General features: G+C 46.9%; 18 protein-coding genes. 7 read left to right on the top strand and 11 right to left on the bottom strand.

What is annotated here, in order from left to right:
• Positions 1-83: 83 nt before the first annotated feature.
• Together D3H65_RS29275 and D3H65_RS29270 are read left to right on the top strand one after the other, a co-directional pair.
• Positions 84-845, top strand: a complete 762-nt coding sequence (locus D3H65_RS29275; RefSeq protein WP_119053703.1) for an SDR family NAD(P)-dependent oxidoreductase — start codon at positions 84-86, stop codon at positions 843-845.
• A gap of 124 nt (positions 846-969) precedes the next feature.
• Positions 970-1,482 carry a hypothetical protein gene (locus D3H65_RS29270; protein ID WP_119053702.1) on the top strand — a complete coding sequence of 171 codons (513 nt, stop codon included), beginning with the start codon at positions 970-972 and terminating at the stop codon, positions 1,480-1,482.
• Between the two features lie 92 nt (positions 1,483-1,574).
• On the opposite strand, the gene D3H65_RS29265 is transcribed toward D3H65_RS29270, so the two are convergent.
• The 3 genes from D3H65_RS29265 to ruvA form a co-directional block, all read right to left on the bottom strand.
• On the bottom strand, positions 1,575-2,162 hold the full coding sequence (locus tag D3H65_RS29265) for a porin family protein (RefSeq protein WP_119053701.1): 588 nt from the start codon (positions 2,160-2,162) through the stop codon (positions 1,575-1,577).
• Positions 2,163-2,288: 126 nt separating this feature from the next.
• On the bottom strand, positions 2,289-9,437 hold the full coding sequence (gene sov / locus D3H65_RS29260; RefSeq protein ID WP_245999615.1) for a T9SS outer membrane translocon Sov/SprA: 7,149 nt from the start codon (positions 9,435-9,437) through the stop codon (positions 2,289-2,291).
• 99 nt (positions 9,438-9,536) lie between these two features.
• Entirely contained in the window at positions 9,537-10,121 is a 585-nt protein-coding gene (ruvA, locus tag D3H65_RS29255) for a Holliday junction branch migration protein RuvA (protein ID WP_119053699.1), read from the bottom strand.
• 365 nt (positions 10,122-10,486) lie between these two features.
• On the opposite strand from ruvA, the gene D3H65_RS29250 reads away from it, so the two are divergent.
• From D3H65_RS29250 to D3H65_RS29240, 3 genes are read left to right on the top strand one after another with little or no spacing between them, the layout of a single operon-like run.
• Complete coding sequence (locus D3H65_RS29250; RefSeq protein WP_119053698.1) at positions 10,487-11,479, top strand: beta-ketoacyl-ACP synthase III; 993 nt, start codon at positions 10,487-10,489, stop codon at positions 11,477-11,479.
• An 18-nt stretch (positions 11,480-11,497) separates the two neighbouring features.
• Entirely contained in the window at positions 11,498-12,721 is a 1,224-nt protein-coding gene (locus D3H65_RS29245; RefSeq protein WP_119053697.1) for a trans-sulfuration enzyme family protein, read from the top strand.
• Positions 12,718-13,188: a GNAT family N-acetyltransferase gene (locus D3H65_RS29240; RefSeq protein WP_119053696.1), complete on the top strand. Its 471-nt coding sequence runs from the start codon at positions 12,718-12,720 to the stop codon at positions 13,186-13,188. The genes D3H65_RS29245 and D3H65_RS29240 overlap by 4 nt, the downstream gene beginning before the upstream one ends.
• Here the strand turns inward: D3H65_RS29240 and D3H65_RS29235 are convergent.
• The 5 genes from D3H65_RS29235 to D3H65_RS29215 all read right to left on the bottom strand — a co-directional run bounded on the left by D3H65_RS29235 (position 13,180) and on the right by D3H65_RS29215 (position 16,423).
• Positions 13,180-13,605 (bottom strand): hypothetical protein, encoded by a 426-nt coding sequence (locus D3H65_RS29235; protein WP_162915871.1) that lies wholly within the window; start codon positions 13,603-13,605, stop codon positions 13,180-13,182. The genes D3H65_RS29240 and D3H65_RS29235 overlap by 9 nt on opposite strands.
• 107 nt (positions 13,606-13,712) lie before the next feature.
• Positions 13,713-14,603: an ACP S-malonyltransferase gene (gene fabD / locus D3H65_RS29230; protein WP_211345570.1), complete on the bottom strand. Its 891-nt coding sequence runs from the start codon at positions 14,601-14,603 to the stop codon at positions 13,713-13,715.
• Between the two features lie 187 nt (positions 14,604-14,790).
• Positions 14,791-15,387 carry a GTP cyclohydrolase I FolE gene (gene folE, locus D3H65_RS29225; RefSeq protein ID WP_119053694.1) on the bottom strand — a complete coding sequence of 199 codons (597 nt, stop codon included), beginning with the start codon at positions 15,385-15,387 and terminating at the stop codon, positions 14,791-14,793.
• A gap of 86 nt (positions 15,388-15,473) precedes the next feature.
• Positions 15,474-15,887: a 6-pyruvoyl trahydropterin synthase family protein gene (locus D3H65_RS29220; protein ID WP_119053693.1), complete on the bottom strand. Its 414-nt coding sequence runs from the start codon at positions 15,885-15,887 to the stop codon at positions 15,474-15,476.
• Positions 15,888-16,012: 125 nt separating this feature from the next.
• The gene (locus D3H65_RS29215) at positions 16,013-16,423 is read right to left on the bottom strand and encodes a 6-pyruvoyl trahydropterin synthase family protein (RefSeq protein WP_119053692.1); all 411 of its coding nucleotides are present in this window, start codon (positions 16,421-16,423) and stop codon (positions 16,013-16,015) included.
• Positions 16,424-16,544: 121 nt separating this feature from the next.
• Here D3H65_RS29215 and mqnB point away from each other — a divergent pair, with 121 nt between their 5' ends.
• Together mqnB and D3H65_RS29205 are read left to right on the top strand one after the other, a co-directional pair.
• Positions 16,545-17,198, top strand: coding sequence for a futalosine hydrolase (gene mqnB / locus D3H65_RS29210; RefSeq protein WP_119053691.1), 654 nt, complete (start codon positions 16,545-16,547; stop codon positions 17,196-17,198).
• Positions 17,195-18,025: a 1,4-dihydroxy-6-naphthoate synthase gene (locus tag D3H65_RS29205; RefSeq protein WP_119053690.1), complete on the top strand. Its 831-nt coding sequence runs from the start codon at positions 17,195-17,197 to the stop codon at positions 18,023-18,025. Before mqnB ends, D3H65_RS29205 begins: the two co-directional genes overlap by 4 nt.
• A 141-nt stretch (positions 18,026-18,166) precedes the next feature.
• On the opposite strand, the gene D3H65_RS29200 is transcribed toward D3H65_RS29205, so the two are convergent.
• The 3 genes from D3H65_RS29200 to D3H65_RS29190 all read right to left on the bottom strand — a co-directional run bounded on the left by D3H65_RS29200 (position 18,167) and on the right by D3H65_RS29190 (position 21,147).
• Positions 18,167-19,483: a cryptochrome/photolyase family protein gene (locus D3H65_RS29200; protein WP_119053689.1), complete on the bottom strand. Its 1,317-nt coding sequence runs from the start codon at positions 19,481-19,483 to the stop codon at positions 18,167-18,169.
• Between the two features lie 94 nt (positions 19,484-19,577).
• Complete coding sequence (locus D3H65_RS29195) at positions 19,578-20,417, bottom strand: aminotransferase class IV (protein ID WP_119053688.1); 840 nt, start codon at positions 20,415-20,417, stop codon at positions 19,578-19,580.
• A 61-nt stretch (positions 20,418-20,478) separates the two neighbouring features.
• Positions 20,479-21,147 (bottom strand): response regulator transcription factor, encoded by a 669-nt coding sequence (locus tag D3H65_RS29190; RefSeq protein WP_119053687.1) that lies wholly within the window; start codon positions 21,145-21,147, stop codon positions 20,479-20,481.
• Positions 21,148-21,310 lie beyond the last annotated feature (163 nt).

Below are 21,310 nucleotides of genomic sequence, written 5' to 3'. Positions count from 1 at the left end.
GTTGAAAAGTAAGCCTCTTCCGGACTTCCCGACTTTCCCGTCTTCCTGACTTTGTATTAGCTTGCAGCCTTAAAAACAAGCCCATGTCTTCTATAGCACTGATCACCGGCGCTACCTCAGGTTTTGGAAAAGCGCTCGCCATTAAATTTGCTACCAACCGGTACAACCTCATCATAACCGGCCGCCGGGCAGACCGGCTCCAGGAAGTAAAGAATACGTTAACCAGTACTTATGGTATTGAGGTCATTGCGCTCTGCTTTGATGTACGCAGCAGGAAAGCTGCTTTTGAGGCTATAGAGCAATTGCCGGCTGCCTGGAAGGCTGTTGATGTGTTGATCAACAATGCAGGGCTGGCATTGGGCAGGGATTATTTCGACGAAGCTTCTATAGATGATTGGGAGAATATGATCGATACCAATCTCAAAGGATTGCTATATGTAACGAAAGCTTTGATTCCCAACATGATAGAACGCCGCAAAGGGCATATTATCAATATCGGTTCTACAGCAGGAAAGGAGGTTTATGAAAAAGGGAACACTTATTGCGCTACGAAACATGCAGTGAATGCAATTTCCCAGGCGATGCGTATCGACTTGCTGCGCCACAAGATCAAGGTAACAGCTGTTCACCCGGGCGCCGCAGACACGGAATTTTCCACGGTACGCTTCAAGGGTGATGAAGAACAGGCACGCAAGGTATATGAGGGATATGAGCCATTAACTGCCGGCGATGTGGCCGATGTGGTATATTATACTGCCACCCTTCCGCCACATGTCTGTATCAATGACCTGGTATTGACCTGTACAGCGCAGGCTAACTCCATGTACCTGTATAAAGAGCAATAACTGATTGATTTACAAGCAAATTAGTAGCACCCAGGAAAATCTTGGGAGGGATTGTGATTTCTGGATGATTTGAGTATTTTTGATAGGAATCGTAATCCACATCCCTAATAAAAACCGTCCTTTTATGGTTAAGACCCTATGTAAGACCATACTGCCCGTCTTACTCCTTTTTTCCACCCATTCTTTATTGGCGCAAGATGTCATTAAGCAGCAAAGCTGTGAGGGAGGCAATCCTTATCAGCACATTGTAGACAGTCTGAAGCAATTGTATACTGGCCAGGGCTATACTGTTTTGCGCGAAGCCTCCATGGTTATGGAAAGCGAATATGAAATGCCCATTGTAATGCCCATGAACCAGGGTACGGGCTACCAGTTCATATTCATTGGCGACCCTACTTCCAGGCTCTATGAAGTACGTATGTACGATTGGAATGAGAAGCAGGTGGTTTACAAAAGGAATCAATGGGGAGATATAGATGGGAACATCGTTAGTTACACGTATGTTCCCCAGTTTACAGAATACCATATGATCAAGCCGGTGCAGATCAATAAGAAGAAAAAGAAACTGTGCGGCTATGTCATGTTACTGAAGAAAAGCGGCCCCGGTGATCAACAACAGGGACGAAGCACCAGGTAATAAACCAATCACAACAATTAAGCAAAGCTTATTGAATATATCTACTTATCTAACAGCAAGGCCGCCTTCGAAGGCGGCCTTGCTGTTTACAATTATTTCTTATTGTTGTTGAATAAGGTATAAAACAGACTGATCTGTATCACCCCATTCTTGAAATCGGGATCAATATTCCCCGCATCAAAATCGCCTACTTTCGAAAGGCCAGCCGTATAACGGGCTCCGATACCCAATCCCATATCGCTATGAAAACCCAATCCACCAGCAATGGAGAGATCGGTACTCTTAGCAAATGTACCTATCTGCTGGTTATCGGTATTTTCGTCTACTTTAAATCCGATCTGCGGACCTGCTTCCAGATAAAATCCACCGGTAAAGCGATACTTCAACATAACAGGTACATTGATGTAAGAGACCTTTAAGTTTTCTTTTGTACCTGCATTGTCCAGTTTAGCCCCTTGGGAAGAGAACAATACTTCTGGTTGCAAGCCCAGGTGATCACCCAGCCAGAAGGTAACAAAACCGCCACCATGAAACCCTACCAAAGCTTTCTTATCGAGATTCTTAAAATCTCCCCCGGTAAAGTTGCTGATATTAACGCCACCTTTTATCCCCAATTGAAAGGTTTGTGCAAAGCCCGTAGCGCTTACCAATAAGAAAGCAGCAACGATTAACTTTTTCATACATGATTTTTTTGTGATGAATACGTATTAAACTGTCTTGATCCACCCCAGCCCAGCGGATCAAAAACTCTTATGCAATTCTCATACTTGGGGAATTGAACGTACAAGTTGGGGGTATGAAAACGCTTACTGAGCCAGTGATATACGTATTTGAACCCCTGCCTTGGTATTGGTGATGGGAGGTGAAGTGGATATTTTAGGTATTACACGCCGTTGCTCAAAGTACAGTTTGATATTAACCCGGTTACTGATCACGTAATCAATAGTGGGATTGATAAAGACTACTTTTTGCCCTGCGGTAGGCAATGTCTGCGTTTGATCCAGGCGGCTATTGGCGGTGATATCATCGCGGATACTAAAGTCGAGGCGGAAACTGGCATCATTGTCCATTGGCTTGCCTTTCCATTTAATGAAAGAGAACAGACCACGCTTACGATAACCGGCTCCAATCTCAAACTCTGTAGAGCGGGATTCGCTGAGTTGGTAGTCGATAAGACTTAAACTCAATTGCCTTGATTTCTTGAAACCAAACCTGGCAGTCACCTGGTTGGTGAACTGCATATCAAAATCGATCAGTGGTTCAAAACGTTCCCCAATCGTGATATTGGGCACCAGGAAATAAGGGACATAATTGCCGGAAGTAGAATCAATAAAGCTCGGATAAGCAAGCGCAAACCGATCCTGGTACAACAATGATGAGTTATAACTATTCATACTCAACTGGCTGTTGTACCGGTGTGAGAGTGTAAAGCTGGTAAAAATTTTCTCCATGCCTGGTATACGGGTCAACCCGGTATAGGTAAGCCCCCAATTGGGTTTAGGAATGATACCAGAGAATGGATTGGAACGGATATTCGGATTGCTTTGTTTAATGAGGGCTACGCTGTTGGGATCCTTTCCTGTATAGGCTGCAATAAAGGAAGGTATCAATACGTCTATTGCATAGCGGTTATAACCTGTATAATAGCCATCCGACTGTATCTTTTCGTTAGCGGGCAGGCCCTGCCAGTAGGGATTCTGTTCTGCCAGTCGTTTGGAAAGAATGATCCGGTTACTCTCAAACTTCTGGAATGTTTCAGATACCTCATTGGGGTTCACTGGTGTAAACAGCGTTTTGAAGGCAATCCAGCTTACACTGAAACTACCTGCCGTATAGGGCGCCAGGCGGCTAAAGTGTAATCCTGTACCGGTAGTATCCTTATACAGTTCACGGTAGTTTTTACCAAAACTCTTATCGAGATTAATGTCGATGGTAAGATCACGGATAGGCATCAGTTGCGCATTGATGGTAATCTTCTGCGAATAATCCTGCATGTTCTGGAAGTTGAACAGCGAATCGGAAGTCAGCCATCCTTTTTTGGCCATGGTATTGATAAAGGTGGTATCGGGCTGCCTGCCAAAGACGAAGCCCAGGCCCGGCGCCATGGATTTAAAATTCATGCCGATCACCTTAGTACTATCTGTATAACCAAAGATGGTGGCGCTGGCATTTTCTGCATACTGCAGGTTCATACGTTTCAGCATGGTGAGGAACCGGCCGGCAAATTTCACCCCATTACTTAATTGCAGGGGCTGACTGCGGTCTCTTTTTACCCGCTTTTTCTTGCCGGTCGTATCCTGCTTATTGGCATTGGGATCAACAGGTGCGGGGGCCGGAGCACCCTCCTCGTCAAAGGCGCGCAGCAACCTCGATTTACTGTACAAACGCGTAAAGTCAAGTTCTGCATTCAACCCCTTTTGCTGGGTATTGGAAATGGTATTGCCCAGGTTGCGGGCAATGAGTGAAGCCCCTATCCAGTTGAATGATGCTACATAGTTGGCTCTTATGGTAGTCCAGTCCAGCAGAGGTATTTTACCAGTGGGCAACGTATAAGAGAAGTTCGCTGTTTGCGTATAGGAAATGGTACGGCCGCCCTTCCACAGGTTGTCCCACATACGCTTGCGCTCTGCCTTATCCAGCCGTCCGCTGTCTTCATCGATCCACGCTTTGTTGGTAGCGGTGAAATCCACATTGAAAGACCGGGTAAGATCCCAACGGAGGTTATAGACACGATCAAAGGTGAAGAACTTATCATAGGTCTCCGGTAAACTTCCTTTCGGTTCACCCACATTGCGTGGACGGTAAGCACCAAACTGGCGGTTCACATCAAAGCGCAGGCCCAATAAGGATGGCATCGGGTTGATATTAAAATCCTTGATAATGGCCAGCCAGGGTGATTTGGACTTGAACAGTCTTTTGGCAGGCTCCCAATATTTGGGCGTGGAAGAATAGTTATAACCAAGCCCTGCACGATGGCGGGTGAGCTCATTGTTTTCAATCAGCGGGTTGTGCTGCTCTTCTTTATAATAAGAATAACTGACATCAATATTCTCAATACTCCATATCTGCTGCTTTTTACCGCTGGTATTGTTCTTTTTCACATTGGTGAAATTGACCGACTTAATGGTCTTTATATCCACGGCATCATTGCGGATAGAGTCTTTCTGATTTCCGGGAGCGGCTTTTATCTTATCCTTCAGTTTGATGTCCAGGTCATATGGATCGTATTGAGGCGTACTTACCGTTTTGGAATAGCTGGCATAGAATGGAATAGAGATGCCTGCTTTTTGAGGCAGCAGTTTACCCAGTTCCAGTTGTGTGGCTACATCAAACTGGCTGAAATCGTCGCGCGAACGTTCATTGATCCTTTGCTCCAGGGTACCAAAACCGGTACTGCGGGCGCTTCCGGAAAGATACAAAGTACCCAGGTCGGCCAGCTTAAAATCGATGCGGCCCAATGCAGCCCAGGCGCCTTTCTCATTCAGCTCACTCAGCCTAAGCTCATTGATCCAGACTTCCGTACAAGCCAGTTCGCGATGACGATTTTCCACACCGGCAAACATTACACGCACTTCACCCAGGTTAGGATTTCCGAGGATGGCGTATTCTTTACCATCCGCTTCGGTTTGTTTGAAATAAGTAATATTAGAGCCGGTATTGTTACGGACCACTTTCAACTTGATCAGTTTTTCCAACTCAAGGTCCAGTTCATTCTGGGAAGGCCAAATCAGGTCATCCGAGTTGGTATTCCACGGCGTCATCTTTAATGGGATCCGTACTTCATAAAAGTTATTGATAAGGTCATTACCCAACCTGATCACCCCATACAATTCACCATCCTTGATATCAGAACTGGAGTTAACAGACTCTGCGTGGATATACATCTGCAGGCGGCCATATTGACGAAGGTCGAGGTTCATGGTCTTGAACACACCCCTTGTTTCCTTGATAGGCAACCCACATACCTGTAAGCTCAATGACTGCTCATTCAGCAATATGTTCACATTGTTATTACTCAGCTGCTGCTGGCGTACAACGCCGGGCGGTGTTCTATAAGGTATTGGTTTACGGGAACTGTTTTCTTCAATGTTAACAGCCAGTTGCTTGAAGCTGGTAGATGAGGTAGGCGGAATAGTAACATACTGACCTGTGGTATCTAACTCGTAATTGAAACGTCTCCATTGGTTACGCACCAGTTCCAGTTTGGCAAAACGCAATACTACTGAATCGGTAAAACCAGTCAGGTACATCCGGATAAAACGAATGGATTTAAAGTCGGGAATATTACCCACTTTATTTTGGTATCCGGCCACCGGTATACGGAACAAGTACCAGGTTTCGTGCATGCCGCCACTGGGGGTAAAGCCAATGCTATCTGTAATAAAGTTGTGGCCTACGAGAAACTCATTTCTTTTCAACTCTACCTTGTACTCAAAGTATTCTTCCAGCTCATTGAGTGTATTATCGCGGTTAAACTCTTCCTGGTCGGGATACAGTGTAAAGGCGCTCACAAATTCAGAGCCGGAACTGGCTACGGGTGAATTGCCTTGCGGGCTATTGACCTGCTTGTAACGACCCAGGATACCTGTTTTAGAGGCATCATAGGCCTGATCACGATAATTCAGGAAGTTATCGTTGGCAGGGTCTTGTACAGCTTTTTGGTAGATGGCTGAGTTAACGCCAAAGTTGGCTGCCAGCTGGCTCAGGTAATTCTGGAATTTCCTGCGCTCGGCCTCATCATCCAGGCCATCGAAACCGGCATCCTGCAATGGCCTGTCGGCAGGGTCATTACTGAAGGCCTGGGTTACCTGAATGGGGTTGGCAGGTACCTTACCCCATTTGGTGGCAGAATCTTCCAGTGCCTTGGTCACCGCGCCGCTGATACCGTTCTCAAAGAAACGTTTGCCATCTTTCAATACATCTTCTGATATATTACCCAGGTTGAAATACAATTGACCGCCATTGCTGCCCGGATTTTTCAGGTAGGGATCCTGCAGCCAGAATTCAATGAACTCTACGTTGCCGGTCTCAAAATCCACCTGGTCAATGCCACGCATGATACCACCCCATCTTTTTTCGGGGTTCTGCAGTTTACCATCGCTGGTAACATTGATGGCATCAAAGTTATAAGGCCCTTTATCAGTAGGATAATAGGCCATATCGAAAGTAACCAGTTGGGCCTGGCCAAAATCGGGTGTGCGGTTGGGATAGATCTGCGTCACATTTACGGGGCGTACGCGGGGATCGGTAAACTCTGCATCAGCGCCTCCGGCAGGCGGATTGGAACGGATAGGGTTGTTGGCAGCCCGCTTGTCCTGTAATACGGGTTCAATATTATACCAGGCTATTTTAGCCCTGTTCATACCATAAGGCAATGAATCGCGCAGGTCGGCTTCCGGGAACAGGCCATTGCCGGCGGGGGTGGAAGCCAGGCCCCAGTTGACCAGCGGGAACCGGAGGTCAATGGCATTGCGGGCGCCTTCAAAGTCATCAATAAAGATCAATCCGCTGCGACCTTCACCGATCTGCTTGGGGTGGCCGGGTTTCAGATAAGCAGCTTCACCATAAGCGGTGATGGTACTCATCTCGGTGCTATTGTAAAAAGGTAATTTATTCAGCCAATGGGTAAGACGGGGCGCTTCTGTACGATAGTTGAAGTCAACCCCATACATGGTATTGCGGATAGGGTCTTCGTTGTAACCGGTCTTGGTGAAGAAAGGTCTTTCGGCCAGGCGTACCATGGTGGCTCCTATCTGGAGGGATTCCCGGGCAGTAGTTTTGGCCATATAATCCAGCCTTAGCCCCAGGAAGTTCCGGTTTTGAATACCGAACCCGCCATTGTTCTCGAATTGCACATTGACTGGCAGTCCTGAATTCAGGATTGCCTGGTTGAGGATCTTTACTGTACCCAGGTTATAATCGACCGAATAGTCTACGTTCTCTCTCAATGTCTGTCCTCCTGCTGTAACACTCACAGAGCCCTGCGGCACATTGAAGGCTCCCAATTGAATCTCAGAACTGGAATTGCCTTTGGCCGAACCCTGAATGATATAGCGGTCGAGGTTGGCGTAGGTCTTGGCTATTTCCTTGATCGTATCATATAACGGGTAGTAAACATATTTCTGTTTTATGTCCTGTGAACTGGTAGCAAAGGCCTGCTGTTCCAGGTCACGGCCAAAAGGCTCGAGGAAAGGAAAGATGATGCGGGCCTGCTGTGAAATGACGGTGAATCCTTCTATATAGTCAAACACCCCGTCGGGTAACGGGTCATTTCGTGCATTGAGCCGGTCCAGGTTGAGGACATTGATCAGCGGCACGCCTGTTTTATCCCCCTCCGGCAGGAAACGTTTTTTACCGAGGCTGGGTTGTTCGTATAAGACATTCAGTTTGAAATCGCCCGGCTGTATGCTGGACAAGTAGCTTCCATCGGCGGATTTCAGGGAATAGACATTCTTCATCATCAGCTCCCACAAAGGCAGGTTGGTACGTTGGGAAGTGGCTTTCAGCAATTTGAGGAACAATACTTTCTGGGTACCGGATACGGCCGCCGTTGTATCGGGCGGTACATCCTGGGAGAATTCCCCTACCTGGAAGATCTTTCCGTTATAGCTATACTGAAAGGCAACACCTAATACTTCATCTGGTTGCAGGGGTTGGCTTAATGACAAGAAACCCACCTGTGGGTTAAAATAATAATCTGAAGGATTGAGCTTGCGGGCAAATGTCTTTTCAAAATCCTGTACGGCACGCAATCCCATGGAAGCCAATTTACCGGTAACGGAGGAAGAACGCCGGCTTACGGGATCCTCCCACAATCGTTGGTAAAGGCCATTCACCCGGTTAGCGGGCGCGCCATTGGGTGGGAATTCGGTGCCTGGGCCTAATGTTGTATTATAGGGATTGGGCTCACCGAGGTCCATCAAACCCACGATATCCCTGGTCTCAGTAGTAGAGCCATTGCGGTTGGTTACCCATACTTCCATCCGCATGATCTGGATCTGCGAGTTCACCACGGGCAGGTTGGACATGGCCTTGTTGTAGTTGTTCCGGAAATACTGGGCCAGCAGGAAGTGACGATTTTCCTCATAATCATTGGCCTTGAACTCAAATGCCATATTGGACGATCCGCCCTGTAATCCCAAAGATTGTCTTTGGGAACGCTGGTTGGCCAATACGCCAGTCACAAACAGCTTTCCGAACTGCAGCTGGGTTTTGATACCAAATAATTGCTGGGCCCCGGGGATGAGGGAGCCTTTGGAGGAGAAGGCGATATTACCTGCCTCAATCCTTTTAATGATCTCATCTTCAGTACCCGTATAGTCCAGTTTCAGTTGATTATCAAAGTCAAAATTGGCCAGGGTATTGTAATTGATGGGTAGTTTCAGTTTATCTCCGATATTCCCGATCACACTCAGGTTGGCATTCATGTCGAAATCAAAGCCACCGTTCCTGCGTGCTCTTTCGGGCAGTGCCGGGTTTTTAATATTCTGTCCCTGGTAACCGGCAATGATGTTGACCTCACCCTGGGGCCTGATCTCTACTTTACCATTGCCAAATATGCGGTTGAACAGGTTATCAGTAACCGACATCTTAGGCTTCAGCAGTTTCTTGTTGAGGCTGCTGAGGATATTCGAGCGCTTCTTAAAATAATCTACTTCCATTTTGCGGGCCTGCAATTGCATGAACTCGTCAAAAGTGAGGTAAGTAGGTTTACGGTAATAGAAGGTACCGATCTTTTCAATGATGTAATACTGCTTGGTCTTGGGGTCGTAGATTACTGAGTCTGTAATGTTTACAGGGTCTTTCAGGTCGAATGCGCTCCTGGTGGGATTGGAGTATTTATCGCCGCGACGGTCATGAATAGGATACTTCAGCGTGTCTTGCGGGACTCGCTGGGGGGGTGCCTGGACAGGCGCCTGAAAAGCCATGGCTGTAGAACAGCACAGGACTAACAAAGCAGCGCTACATAAGGCTGTAAGTCTAATGTGGTTGAATGTGCGGACCAATCTTTTTTCTCCAAGAATTAGTAAGGTAGAATTCCGTTTGCGATAGGCTTAGAGTGTTTTTAACGCTTTCTTGATAATATCTTCTACTACGGCGAGGTCCGGCTGAGCTTTGATTACTTTTTGAACAGCTTGTTCACCGGCGGCCCGGGGGATACCCAGTGCCATCAGAGCATTTAACGCATCCTGTTCCAACGTATTGTTTTTCAAGGGGGAAATATTTGCGTCCCAGGTGGTCTTGCTTATTTTATCCCTCAATTCCAGTACGATACGTTCGGCTGATTTTCTACCAATGCCTTTGATACTCTCCAGTTGTTTGGTATTCCCATTGGCAATGGCCCGCACAATTTCATCGGGCTTCAACGAAGACAACATCATCCTTGCTGTTGCTGCACCTACGCCAGAGACACTGATGAGCATCATGAACAACTCTTTTTCCGCCACCTCCGAGAAGCCATATAAGATGTGGGCATCTTCACGAATATGCAGGTACGTGTACAATAGCCCCTTTTCAAGCTCCTGTATGGCCGAGTAAGTATGAAGGCTGATATTCAGTTCATACCCTACTCCATTGGCCTCCAAATGCACTACTGTGGGTGTCTTGTATGCGAAATTGCCCCGTATAAACGCAATCATGGCTGCGAAAATAAGGGAAAAATGATTCCGGATTCCTGATTTAGAACTTAGAATTGCCGTTAGTACCGTGAAATGGGTAGCAGGTTTCAAGGTATTGACAGGGGTACGGTTGGCAAAGCCTGTGCCAAGGCATGGCTAAAACCCTTTACAGACATGACTCGGCCGTAAAGTAGGATGCTTGACGGACGACGGTGATAATTCCCGGATTACTTATTTATTATGATCTTGCCGGACGGGCGTCAAATTGTGGAGGGTTTAAAGCGGCGGCCCTCAGGCCCTGAATTCCAGACTATTGACTCTTTTCCCTAATTTTGCCCACTCTTTAATGTTCTTATTCAATATCTAAAGCGATTTATAATAGTAGCATGAGTCAAAAAATCACAGCTGCCATCACTGCGGTAGGTGGCTATGTTCCCGAAGACAGGCTGACGAATTTCGACCTGGAAAAAATGGTAGAGACCAATGATGAATGGATCCGTACGCGCACTGGTATCAGTGAAAGGAGGATACTGAAAGGTGAAGGCCTGGCCACTTCCGATATGGTGGTACCGGCAGTAAGGCAATTGTGCGAGAAGAGAGGCATTGATCCCTCTGAGATAGATGCCATGATCATAGGCACTGTTACCCCCGATATGCTGTTCCCCTCCACGGCCAACCTGGCTTGTCATAAGCTGGGCGCTAAAAATGCCTGGGGATTTGACCTGCTGGCTGCCTGTTCCGGCTTTTTGTATGCACTCACCACGGGCGCTGCCCTGGTTGAAAGTGGACGTTATAAAAAGGTGGTAGTAGTAGGCGCCGACAAAATGAGCTCTATTGTTAACTATAATGATCGCGCCACCTGTATCATTTTTGGAGATGGCGCCGGCGCTGTATTGCTGGAGCCCTCTACTGATGGCAATGGTGTACAGGACAGTATCCTGAGAAGCGATGGCTCGGGCGGCAATTACCTGCACATGAAAGCCGGAGGTTCTTTGCGCCCCGCTTCCCATGAAACAGTGGCCAATAATGAACATTATGCCTACCAGGAAGGTCAGGCAGTATTTAAATTTGCCGTTAAAGGCATGGCTGATGTGAGCGCGGAATTGCTGGAACGCAACCAGCTTACGGGTGATGATATTGCCTGGCTGGTACCTCACCAGGCCAATAAACGTATTATCGATGCCACAGCAGACCGTATGGGTCTTTCGCACGAAAAAGTGATGCTGAACATACAACGCTATGGCAATACTACGGCTGCCACCATCCCGCTTTGCCTGTGGGAATGGGAAAAGCAACTGAACAAAGGTGATAATATCGTACTGGCTGCATTTGGCGGCGGCTTTACCTGGGGCGCCACGTTGGTTAAATGGGCTTATTAATTTCTTACAACCTTTATAATGGCAGATCAAAACTTTCCCCTAACCGGTTTCGGCTCCCTCGCTATTCATGGAGGTCATGAGCAGGACCCTCAATACGCCCACCTCACGCCCATCTTTGCTACCTCTACTTTTGTATATGACTCCGCAGAACAAGGCATGCGCCGCTTCAGCGGAGAAGAAAAAGGATATATCTATACGCGCTGGGGCAATCCCACGATGACAGAAGCGGCAGACAAGATAGCGGCCATGGAAAGCTTTGGCCTTACGGATGGCAGCGGTAATCCACTTGCTATAAAGGGATATCTGCAGGCCTCTGGCATGGCAGCTATCAGCGCCCTGTTCATGAGTACGCTGAAGACTGGCGATAAGATACTATCGCACTATTCTTTGTATGGCGGTTCACAGGAATTGATGGACAAGTTGCTGCCTGATTTTGGTATCAGTGCGGTGATCGTCGATCTGCGTGATCTGAACAAAGCAGAAGAAGCATTGAAAGCAGATCCTGCCATCAAAATGATCTACCTGGAAACACCGGCCAACCCCACGCTGCAATGTGTGGATATTGAAGCGCTCACCAAACTGGGTAAACAATACGGCAAGATCATTGCCTGCGACAATACTTTCGCCACGCCTTATCTGCAACAGCCTTTCCGCTTTGGAGTAGACTTTGTGATCCATTCCACTACCAAATTCCTGAACGGTCATGGTACATCGATTGGCGGTGCGTTTCTGGGAAGGGATATCGAGTTTATGAATACCTGGGGAGGAAAAGTACATAAGATGCTGGGGGGAAACAGCAACCCTTTCGACGCCTTCCTGCTGGTCAATGGTATGAAGACGCTGGAAGTACGGATGGAGCGGCATTGCCACAATGCCATGGAGGTAGCCGGCTTCTTTGAAGGACATGCAGCGGTAAGCAAAGTGAATTATACAGGATTGCCTAACCACCCTGACCATTATATTGCCGCCAAACAGATGCGCCATCCCGGAGCGATGCTAAGCATTGAACTGAAAGGCGGTTTACAGGCAGGCATTAATATGATGAACCGGCTCAGGATGTGTACCCGTACTGTATCGCTGGGGACCTGCGATACGCTCATGTGCCACCCGGCCTCTATGACACACTACAGTGTGCCAAAAGAGAAACGCGAACAATACGGTATCACGGATGGGCTGATACGCATCAGCGTTGGTATGGAAAATATACAGGATATTATTGCAGATATAAATCAGGCTTTATGAGCATCACTATAAGACGGGCAGTAAAAGAAGACTGTCCCCGGTTAATGGAGCTGATACAGGAACTGGCAGTATTTGAAAAAGAGCCGGATGCGGTAACGGTAGCAATGGAGCATTTTGTGGAAAGTGGCTTTGGCCCTAATCCTGTATGGTGGGCCTTTGTAGCGGCCTCCCCCGATCCCTTGGGTGGAGGGAAGGAAATCGTTCAGGGCTTTGCTTTGTACTACATCCGTTATTCCACCTGGAAGGGCCAGCGCCTTTACCTGGAAGACCTGTTGGTGAGCGAGGCAGTGCGCGGACAAGGAATGGGCAAGTTGTTGTTTGAACGGGTATTACAGGAAGCCAAAGACAAAAAATACAGTGGCATGGTATGGCAGGTACTGGACTGGAATGAGCCAGCCATTAACTTCTATAAAAAATACAATGCCACCATTGACAATGGGTGGATGAATTGTGCTATCTCATTTTAACTGCTCGAATACCAGCCTATCGGGCACCGATTCACGACCATAGAACTTCTTAATGGTAAAGCTTTTGTAGTCTGCACTCCAGGTAAAATCATATTTACCGAACATGGTAGAAGAGCTTAGGAAATTCCTCATGTAAATAAATCCCTGTTCAAAATAGTAGGAATAGATAGTACTATATATACGTGGGTAAACGGTACTAACAGTCAAATCCATATAAGGCCTTGCTTTGAACTGAACTACCCTTTCATTGGAAGAGAAAGCCTGGGTATTAAAATCCAGGGTATCCAAACGCTGGCTTTTTTCTATCCATTTACCTCCATCCATTGTAAAGGGATCAGGCGGAAGGCAACACATTTTATTTTCTTTTTTGCAGGAGAATGCAAGTGCCAGGAACAAAAAGAATAAAAGCGGTCGCATAAGCAGGGAATTTCAACTTTGACCAACGACAAGATAATTTCGTTGCAAGACTTCCCTGTTTTTGACAAAAACCGCTTTTATCTATAACCAGTTCTTATTACCAATTGTTAATCAACACCTTCGGTCTCAACTTTTTTATCGATCTTATTGATCAATCCCTGCAATACTTTGCCGGGGCCCACTTCGGTGAAACGGTAAGCGCCCTCGGCAATCATAGCCTGGATGCTCTGCGTCCAGCGTACGGCGCCGGTGAGTTGGTCAATCAGGTTCTTTTTCATCTCTTCCTTATTAATAACAGCCTTGGCCACCACATTTTGGTAAATGGGGCAGGTAGGGTTGTAGAAGGTAATGCTTTCGATAGCAGCTTTTAACTCTTCGCGTGCGGGCTCCATCAGGGGGGAGTGGAAAGCGCCACTTACGGGCAATACCAGGGCTCTTTTAGCGCCTGCTGCTTTCATACGCTCTACAGCGATCTCAATACCTTTAACTGATCCGCTGATCACCAATTGACCCGGGCAGTTGTAATTGGCTGGCACCACGATCTCGCCGGTTTCGGCCTGGATAGCGGCACATACTTCCTCTACTTTAGCATCATCCAGCGCTAATACAGCAGCCATAGTAGAAGGAGTCAACTCACATGCTTTTTGCATGGCTTGTGCGCGCACACTTACCAGCTTTAGGCCGTCTTCAAAACTCAGGGCGCCACTGGCCACCAGGGCAGAAAACTCACCCAAAGAATGGCCGGCCATCATATCGGGTCTGCCGGCATCGATACCTTTGAAAGCAATGACAGAGTGGAGGAAAACTGCTGGTTGAGTAACCTTGGTTTGCTTAAGCTCTTCTTCGCTTCCTTCAAACATAATATCAGAAATACGGAAGCCTAATATTTCATTGGCTTGCTCAAATAACTTTTTTGCAAATACACTAAGCCGGTAAAGGTCTTTTCCCATTCCCGGAAACTGTGATCCCTGGCCAGGAAATACGTAAGCATGCATCATATTTAGCTATAGAGGTTTAGACGAACAAAAATGCCACAAAGACTCTAACTAACCAAAACCTGTATCGTTTTATTGTTCTAACGCTAATTTTTGAAATAATATTAACGCTTTGGTAATTTATAGGTCTGCAGCGCGTTGCCTGAAAATAAGCGATTTGCTACTGCCAATGGCTACTGCGGATATTGGTTTAATGCAGATCGGAGGAAATCAGCTTGGTAAACTCACTGCGGGTTTCATTCTTTTCAAATTCACCCCAGAATGCTGACGTGGTAGTCACAGAGTTTTGTTTTTGTACACCACGCATCATCATGCAAAGGTGAGAAGCCTCAATAACTACTGCTACACCCAAGGGGCGTAAGGTATCTTTAATGGCATCGCGGATCTGGGTGGTTAAGCGCTCCTGCACCTGTAAGCGACGGGCAAATACATCTACTACGCGTGCAATTTTACTTAAGCCGGTAATATATCCATTGGGAATATAAGCCACATGTGCTTTACCATAGAAAGGCAACATATGGTGTTCGCACATGCTATAGAGTTCAATATCTTTTACGATGATCATTTCACTGACATTCTCATGGAACTTGGCAGAGTTGAGGATAGCATGTGCATCGAGGCTGTAACCCTGGGTAAGAAACTGCATGGCTTTGGCCATGCGCTCCGGTGTTTTGGTTAATCCTTCGCGGTTGGGATCTTCACCCAACAAAGACAAGGCGCTGCGGTAAGTTTCAATGAGGCCTGAAGTAATCTTCTCATCGTACTCTTCTGATCTTGTATATGCCATGGCTATAATAGTTTCGTGTTTCGCGTTGTTGGTTCCGGGTTGCTCTGCTACCCAACGTGGCTGCTTAGCAGGTAGCTCTCCGCCACTTATATGGGATATTCAACAAAATTCCTTTCCGTTTCATATAATCGTACCTGCAAATCGAACTTTGCATCGATCCTGGGCCTCAGCAAATCATAAATAACTACACAAATATTCTCCGCAGTAGGATTGATGGTCTTGAAGAAAGGGGTATCCAGGTTAAGGTTTTTGTGATCCAGCTTTTCCAGTACTTCCTCTTTGATCAGGTCACTGAGTAATTTGAGGTCCATGACATAACCAGTAACAGGATCAGGCTCTCCCACCAGCTTTACCACCAATTCATAGTTGTGGCCATGAAAGTTGGGATTATTGCACTTCCCAAATACCTCATCGTTCTTTGCCATATCCCAGGCGGGATTAAAGAGGCGATGGGCCGCATTGAAATGCTCTTTCCTGTAAACTGCTACTTTCTTATTCATGTTTCAATGTACTAAAATAACGATAGTAAGATAGGTTTACTGTCTTATATACGACAAAACTGGCAATCCGGTCTTAACAGGACATTCCAGGAATTGTTCATAAAAATTACATAGCGTACGGATCATTAATCTCCATAATACTCCACGAAGATCCTGGGGGTCTCATAGAGCTTGATGCAATGGAGTGATACTTCTGCAGGCAGGTGGGGTTGCAACTGTTGCCAGATGGCCATGGCCAGGTTTTCTGTAGAGCACATCTGTCCCTGCATAAAATCTACATCCAGGTTCAGGTTTTTATGATCCAATTTGTCCAGCACATACTTTTCTATAAGCTTGCTGAGTTGCTTTACATCAAAGAGGAAACCAGTATCGGGATTGGGTTTGCCCTTGATGGTAACAAAAAGCTCATAATTATGGCCATGCCAGTGTTCATTGGCGCATTTGCCAAAAACGGTTTCATTTTGCTCTTTGCTCCACTTGGGGTTGTACAGCTTATGGGCTGCATTAAAATGTTCAACACGGGTGAGGTACACCATAGACCACCATTATCAATTCAAAAATGCACAGGAATAATAATCCCGGGTACCAGTGGCGCCCGGGCTTTACAAAATCAGGCGCAAAGGTAATATATGATGGGGATTTCAGGATATTTGCAGCATGCATATCCTGTTAATAGCAGCCACAGCCTTTGAAATACAGCCAGTTATCGATTTTTTACAGGCCCCTGAACACCCTTTGTCAGGGCATACCGTGAGCATCCAGGTCACTGGTATTGGCAGCATGTCGACCACCTATTACCTCACGAAAAGCATCCGGGAAAAACGGCCTGATTATGTGCTCCAGGCAGGGATTGGGGGCAGTTTTTCGACGCACTTCTCTCCGGGCCGGGTCGTATTGGTCGAAAAGGAGATGACCGGCGACCTTGGCGTAGAAGAAAATGGGATATTCAAAGACCTGTTTGAGATGGGGCTGCAAAAGGAAGGAGCACATGCGACCACCTCAAAGTGGCTTGTCAACCCGCATACTATAAATTGGGAGAACCAGGGTCTGGCGCTGGTCAATGGGGTTACTGTAAATGAGATCACCACACGCGCTTCCCGTATTGAACAATTGCAACAAAATTATGGGGTAACTGTTGAATCAATGGAAGGAGCGGCTTTTCATTTTGTATGCCTGCAGGAAGGTATTCCTTTTTTACAGATCAGGAGCATTTCCAATTATGTGGGGGAAAGAGATAAGAAAGCATGGAAAATGAAAGAAGCGATAGCTGCCCTGAATGATCAGTTGATAAATATTTTTAAGACATTATGAAATTTACACTGGGGTTTTCTCCCTGTCCGAATGATACTTTCATTTTTGACGCGCTGGTCAATAAGAAGATCGATACAGGTGATATAGAAGTAGAAGTAGTATTGGAAGATGTGCAAACGCTCAATGAGTGGGCCTTGCAGGGAAAGCTGGACATTACCAAGATCAGCTATGGTGTATTGCCGCTGGTGCTGGATTCCTACATCGTGTTGCCGGCGGGCGGCGCATTGGGTAAAGGAGTTGGCCCGCTGTTGATCACCAGTGCCGGGGGTATCTCCGCCGCGGAGGTAAAGGCCAGTACGATAGCTATACCTGGTGAGCATACTACTGCGCATATGCTGTTTTCGCTGGCATTTCCGGAAGCAGAGAATAAACAATTTGTATTGTTTTCACAGATCGAAGACGCTGTGATCCATGAGAAAGTAGACGCTGGTGTAATCATCCATGAGAACCGCTTTACGTACCAGGATAAAGGATTGGTAAAACTGATGGACCTGGGAGAGTACTGGGAATCGGAAACAGGCAGCCCCATACCGCTGGGCGGGATCGTAATGAAAAGGGCATTTGATACGGCGCTACAACAACGTATCAATGCATTGATACGCGCCAGTGTTGAATATGCTTTTGCGCATTATCCGCAGGTAACAGATTATGTGAAACAACATTCGCAGGAAATGAGTGAGGGTGTAATGCGGCAGCATATTGACCTGTATGTAAACAATTACTCCATTGACCTGGGTGCAGACGGTAAGGCTGCTGTACAGCAGTTTCTCCAAATCTATACACAGGTACATAAGACTGGGCTACCTCAGCAAGAGATATTTCTTTAGATCAGGGTGAGCCGCCCTTTGAGGGCGACCCACCCTTAGACGCCTTTGGCAAACTCAAGCTGACACTCGTAAAGGCTTCGACAGAGTTTATCCCGCTCTGCGGGACTCAGCCTGACAATTCGCAATCAGGCTGACATTCTCTTATTTTTTCAACGCTTTTGCATATGCTTCGAGGCAACGTTTGCGGGCCACTTCATGCTCTACAATGGGACGGGGATAACTAAGCTCCTCCAATTCCGGCACCCAATGACGTATGTATTTGAGATCAGGATCAAACTTCTTTGTTTGCAGGTAGGGATTGAATACCCGGAAATAAGGAGCTGCATCACAACCACTGCCGGCAGCCCATTGCCAGCCTCCGTTATTGGCTGCCAGGTCAAAATCCAATAGCTTCCGGGCAAAATACGCTTCGCCCCAACGCCAGTCTATCAACAGGTGCTTCGATAGAAAAGAAGCAACGATCATGCGCACGCGGTTGTGCATGAATCCGGTGGCATTCAACTCGCGCATGCCGGCATCCACAATAGGGTAACCGGTAAGACCCTGGCACCAACACTCAAACTCCTGTTCATTATTGCGCCAGCGGATATGTTCATACTCAGGCCGGAAAGCCCTGCCCTTGCCTACATGGGGGAAATGCCACAAGATCATGTGGTAGAAATCACGCCAGATAAGTTCGTTGAGAAAGGTTTCGCTAAGGCCGGCGGCTTTCCGGGCCAGTTTGCGAATGCTGAGGGTTCCAAAGCGCAGGTGTACGCTCAGGTGGGAAGTACCATGAATTGCCGGGTAATCGCGCTGCTCTTTGTATTTTCTGATCAACTCTTCGCGCATTGCCTTAGCCGGGAAGACTATCTCGGTTTTCCAGAAACCCATGGATGACAAAGAAGGCATTTTCTGGGGAGGCTGTTTATAAAAGTGCTGATGGTATTTTTTGACGGGGTAGCTTTTCAATTGAAAGTCTGTAAGGGTGGCCTTCCAACGCCTGCTGTAAGGCGTAAATACGGTGTAGGGCTTGCCATCATCTTTCACTACTTCCTCTTTTTCAAAGATCACCTGGTCTTTATAGGTATGTAATGATACGCCTCTTTCGTTGAGGAGCCGGCGTATGGCTTCATCCCTTTCCACAGCATAGGGCTCATAATCGTGGTTGGTGAATACTTTTTGAACAGGGTATTTATCCAATAGCTTTTGAAATACCTCATCCGGCCTGCCATAGTATACTTCGAGGGATGATCCCAGCTTTACCAGTTGCTCCTGCATATCGGCAAGAGCGGCATGGATGAATGTGACACGGCGGTCGGCTTTCTCCTCCAGCTTATCCAGGATATTGGGGTCGAAAATGAACAGGGGAACAACGGGCAAGCCTTGTTTGAGGGCATGGTAAAGGGCAGCATTGTCATCGAGCCGGAGATCCCGGCGAAACCAACATATATTGACGGGGGAATTGTTATTGATCATTGGGGTGAATATACTTACACGGGCTGTACAGTGTGAACTTGTGAAGCTGAAATTGAATGAAAGGAAGTGAGGATTAAACAATTCAGGGCAGGCTTTACACCCACAACCTCTTTATGTACTGATCATAGAGCAAGGAAGTCAACTTATTGCCGTATGCTTTTTCCTTGTACCGGCCTACCCATTTGATGCCCTGGATGGCATTGGTGAGGAAGAGCTCATCTGCCTGCTCCAGCATTCCGGGAGTAAGGGGTTCTTCATGAACAGGGTATTGGCCAGCTGTATTTTCTACCAGGTAGCGACGCATCACGCCTCCTACCCCTGCTTCTGACAAAGGTGGGGTAAACAAGCGGCTGTCTTTTATCCAAAACACATTGGCAATGGTGGCATCACAAATCCGTCCTTCTGTATTCAGCAGGAGACAATCATTGAGCCGGTGCTGCTTAGCATACAGGGCCGCCAGGACATAAGGCAGGTAATTATTGGATTTGATGTTGGCCAGCACATCAAAATGTTTGCGGGCCTGATCGTAAATATCTATTACCAGGCCGTTTTCGTGAAGCCCCGGGGGTACGTCCAGCGGCCAGGCCTCCATAATCACCTGGGGTGCGTGGTTCTCCGGATCATACAAACCGCCATTGCCACGAACGATGTTGAGCCGCACGCGGGCAGCCTGGTGGATGGCCATTTTATGGCAGAGGGCCAGGATGGCATCGGCCAGGTATTGTGGAGTAAATAAAGGAGGACATTGAAATTGCAGTACGGAAAGGCCGTGGAACAAACGGTCAAAGTGAAGGTCCTGCAATACAATGCGACCATTAACGACACGCATGGTCTCAAAGAGGCCGTCGCCGTATCGGAGACCACGGTTTCCTGCGGAGACCAGGGGGGCATCCGCAGGAAGTATTTTACCATTAAAATGAATGAATTTGCTCATGGAAGAAAAGCCATTAGCTATTAGCCTTTAGCTTTTAGCCAAAAAAAGCCTGTGATAATCGCTATTGAGGTTGATCAATAATGCCATTTTTCACTGCATACATGACCAGGCCAGCCATGGATTTGGCGCCGGTTTTGGTTTTGAGTTTATCGCGGATAGCTTCTACTGTACGGGGGCTGATCTCTACGATATCTGCAATCTCTTTGGTGGTCTTTTCTTCGCACATCAACTTCAACACGCGTGTTTCTTTATCGGACAGGTTCACTTCCTGGGGACTGGCCAGGTCGGTCCGCTTGGTGCGCAAGCCGGTCAGGAGGGCCTTATTGGTCAGTTCATTGAAGAAGAATTCCTGTTCGTAACAGGTTTTGATGGCCTGGTAGATGGTCTCAGAATCAGAATTTTTGGTGAGGTAGGAATTGGCGCCAATTTCCATGAGTTTGCTGATCATAGAATGATCATTGTGCATGGAAAGGATGATGACCTTGGCATCGGGACGCACTTTCCTGATCTCGGGGAGGGTCTGGATGCCATCCATGATGGGCATCTGGATATCGAGTAAAATAACGTCGGGCTCAATGTGTTTGAGGAGGTTCAGCAGCTGCATTCCATTGTCTGCTTCGGCAATCAATTCCACGTCCCTTTTGGAAGAAAGGGAGGTTTTGACCCCTGCCCGGAAGAGGGCATGGTCATCCGCAATAGCTACTTTGATTACCTTATCAATGTTTTTCATTCGGGTTGTATTTTAAATATAAGGGGTACGGCCCAATTCAGCGAACAAAATGCGAAAAATTCGTGAGAAATACTATAGGATATTTACGAAATTATACTAATTAATAATATAGCCTAAACTATTTTTAAATAGGATAACTACGATGAAATATAAGGTGTTTTTC

This window comes from Paraflavitalea soli (assembly GCF_003555545.1).
GTDB classification, from domain to species: Bacteria; Bacteroidota; Bacteroidia; order Chitinophagales; family Chitinophagaceae; genus Paraflavitalea; species Paraflavitalea soli.
The sequence above is the reverse complement of the archived record's forward strand: the minus strand, read 5'-3'. Positions and strand labels throughout refer to the sequence as shown.

Bases quoted from the DNA above. Each gene is read 5' to 3' on its own strand.
- D3H65_RS29275 (WP_119053703.1), top strand. From the start codon at position 84: ATGTCTTCTATAGCACTGATCACCGGCGCTACCTCAGGTTTTGGAAAA.
- D3H65_RS29270 (WP_119053702.1), top strand. From the start codon at position 970: ATGGTTAAGACCCTATGTAAGACCATACTGCCCGTCTTACTCCTTTTT.
- D3H65_RS29265 (WP_119053701.1), bottom strand. From the start codon at position 2,162: ATGAAAAAGTTAATCGTTGCTGCTTTCTTATTGGTAAGCGCTACGGGC.
- ruvA (WP_119053699.1), bottom strand. From the start codon at position 10,121: ATGATTGCGTTTATACGGGGCAATTTCGCATACAAGACACCCACAGTA.
- D3H65_RS29250 (WP_119053698.1), top strand. From the start codon at position 10,487: ATGAGTCAAAAAATCACAGCTGCCATCACTGCGGTAGGTGGCTATGTT.
- D3H65_RS29245 (WP_119053697.1), top strand. From the start codon at position 11,498: ATGGCAGATCAAAACTTTCCCCTAACCGGTTTCGGCTCCCTCGCTATT.
- D3H65_RS29240 (WP_119053696.1), top strand. From the start codon at position 12,718: ATGAGCATCACTATAAGACGGGCAGTAAAAGAAGACTGTCCCCGGTTA.
- D3H65_RS29235 (WP_162915871.1), bottom strand. From the start codon at position 13,605: ATGCGACCGCTTTTATTCTTTTTGTTCCTGGCACTTGCATTCTCCTGC.
- fabD (WP_211345570.1), bottom strand. From the start codon at position 14,603: ATGATGCATGCTTACGTATTTCCTGGCCAGGGATCACAGTTTCCGGGA.
- folE (WP_119053694.1), bottom strand. From the start codon at position 15,387: ATGGCATATACAAGATCAGAAGAGTACGATGAGAAGATTACTTCAGGC.
- D3H65_RS29220 (WP_119053693.1), bottom strand. From the start codon at position 15,887: ATGAATAAGAAAGTAGCAGTTTACAGGAAAGAGCATTTCAATGCGGCC.
- D3H65_RS29215 (WP_119053692.1), bottom strand. From the start codon at position 16,423: ATGGTGTACCTCACCCGTGTTGAACATTTTAATGCAGCCCATAAGCTG.
- mqnB (WP_119053691.1), top strand. From the start codon at position 16,545: ATGCATATCCTGTTAATAGCAGCCACAGCCTTTGAAATACAGCCAGTT.
- D3H65_RS29205 (WP_119053690.1), top strand. From the start codon at position 17,195: ATGAAATTTACACTGGGGTTTTCTCCCTGTCCGAATGATACTTTCATT.
- D3H65_RS29200 (WP_119053689.1), bottom strand. From the start codon at position 19,483: ATGATCAATAACAATTCCCCCGTCAATATATGTTGGTTTCGCCGGGAT.
- D3H65_RS29195 (WP_119053688.1), bottom strand. From the start codon at position 20,417: ATGAGCAAATTCATTCATTTTAATGGTAAAATACTTCCTGCGGATGCC.
- D3H65_RS29190 (WP_119053687.1), bottom strand. From the start codon at position 21,147: ATGAAAAACATTGATAAGGTAATCAAAGTAGCTATTGCGGATGACCAT.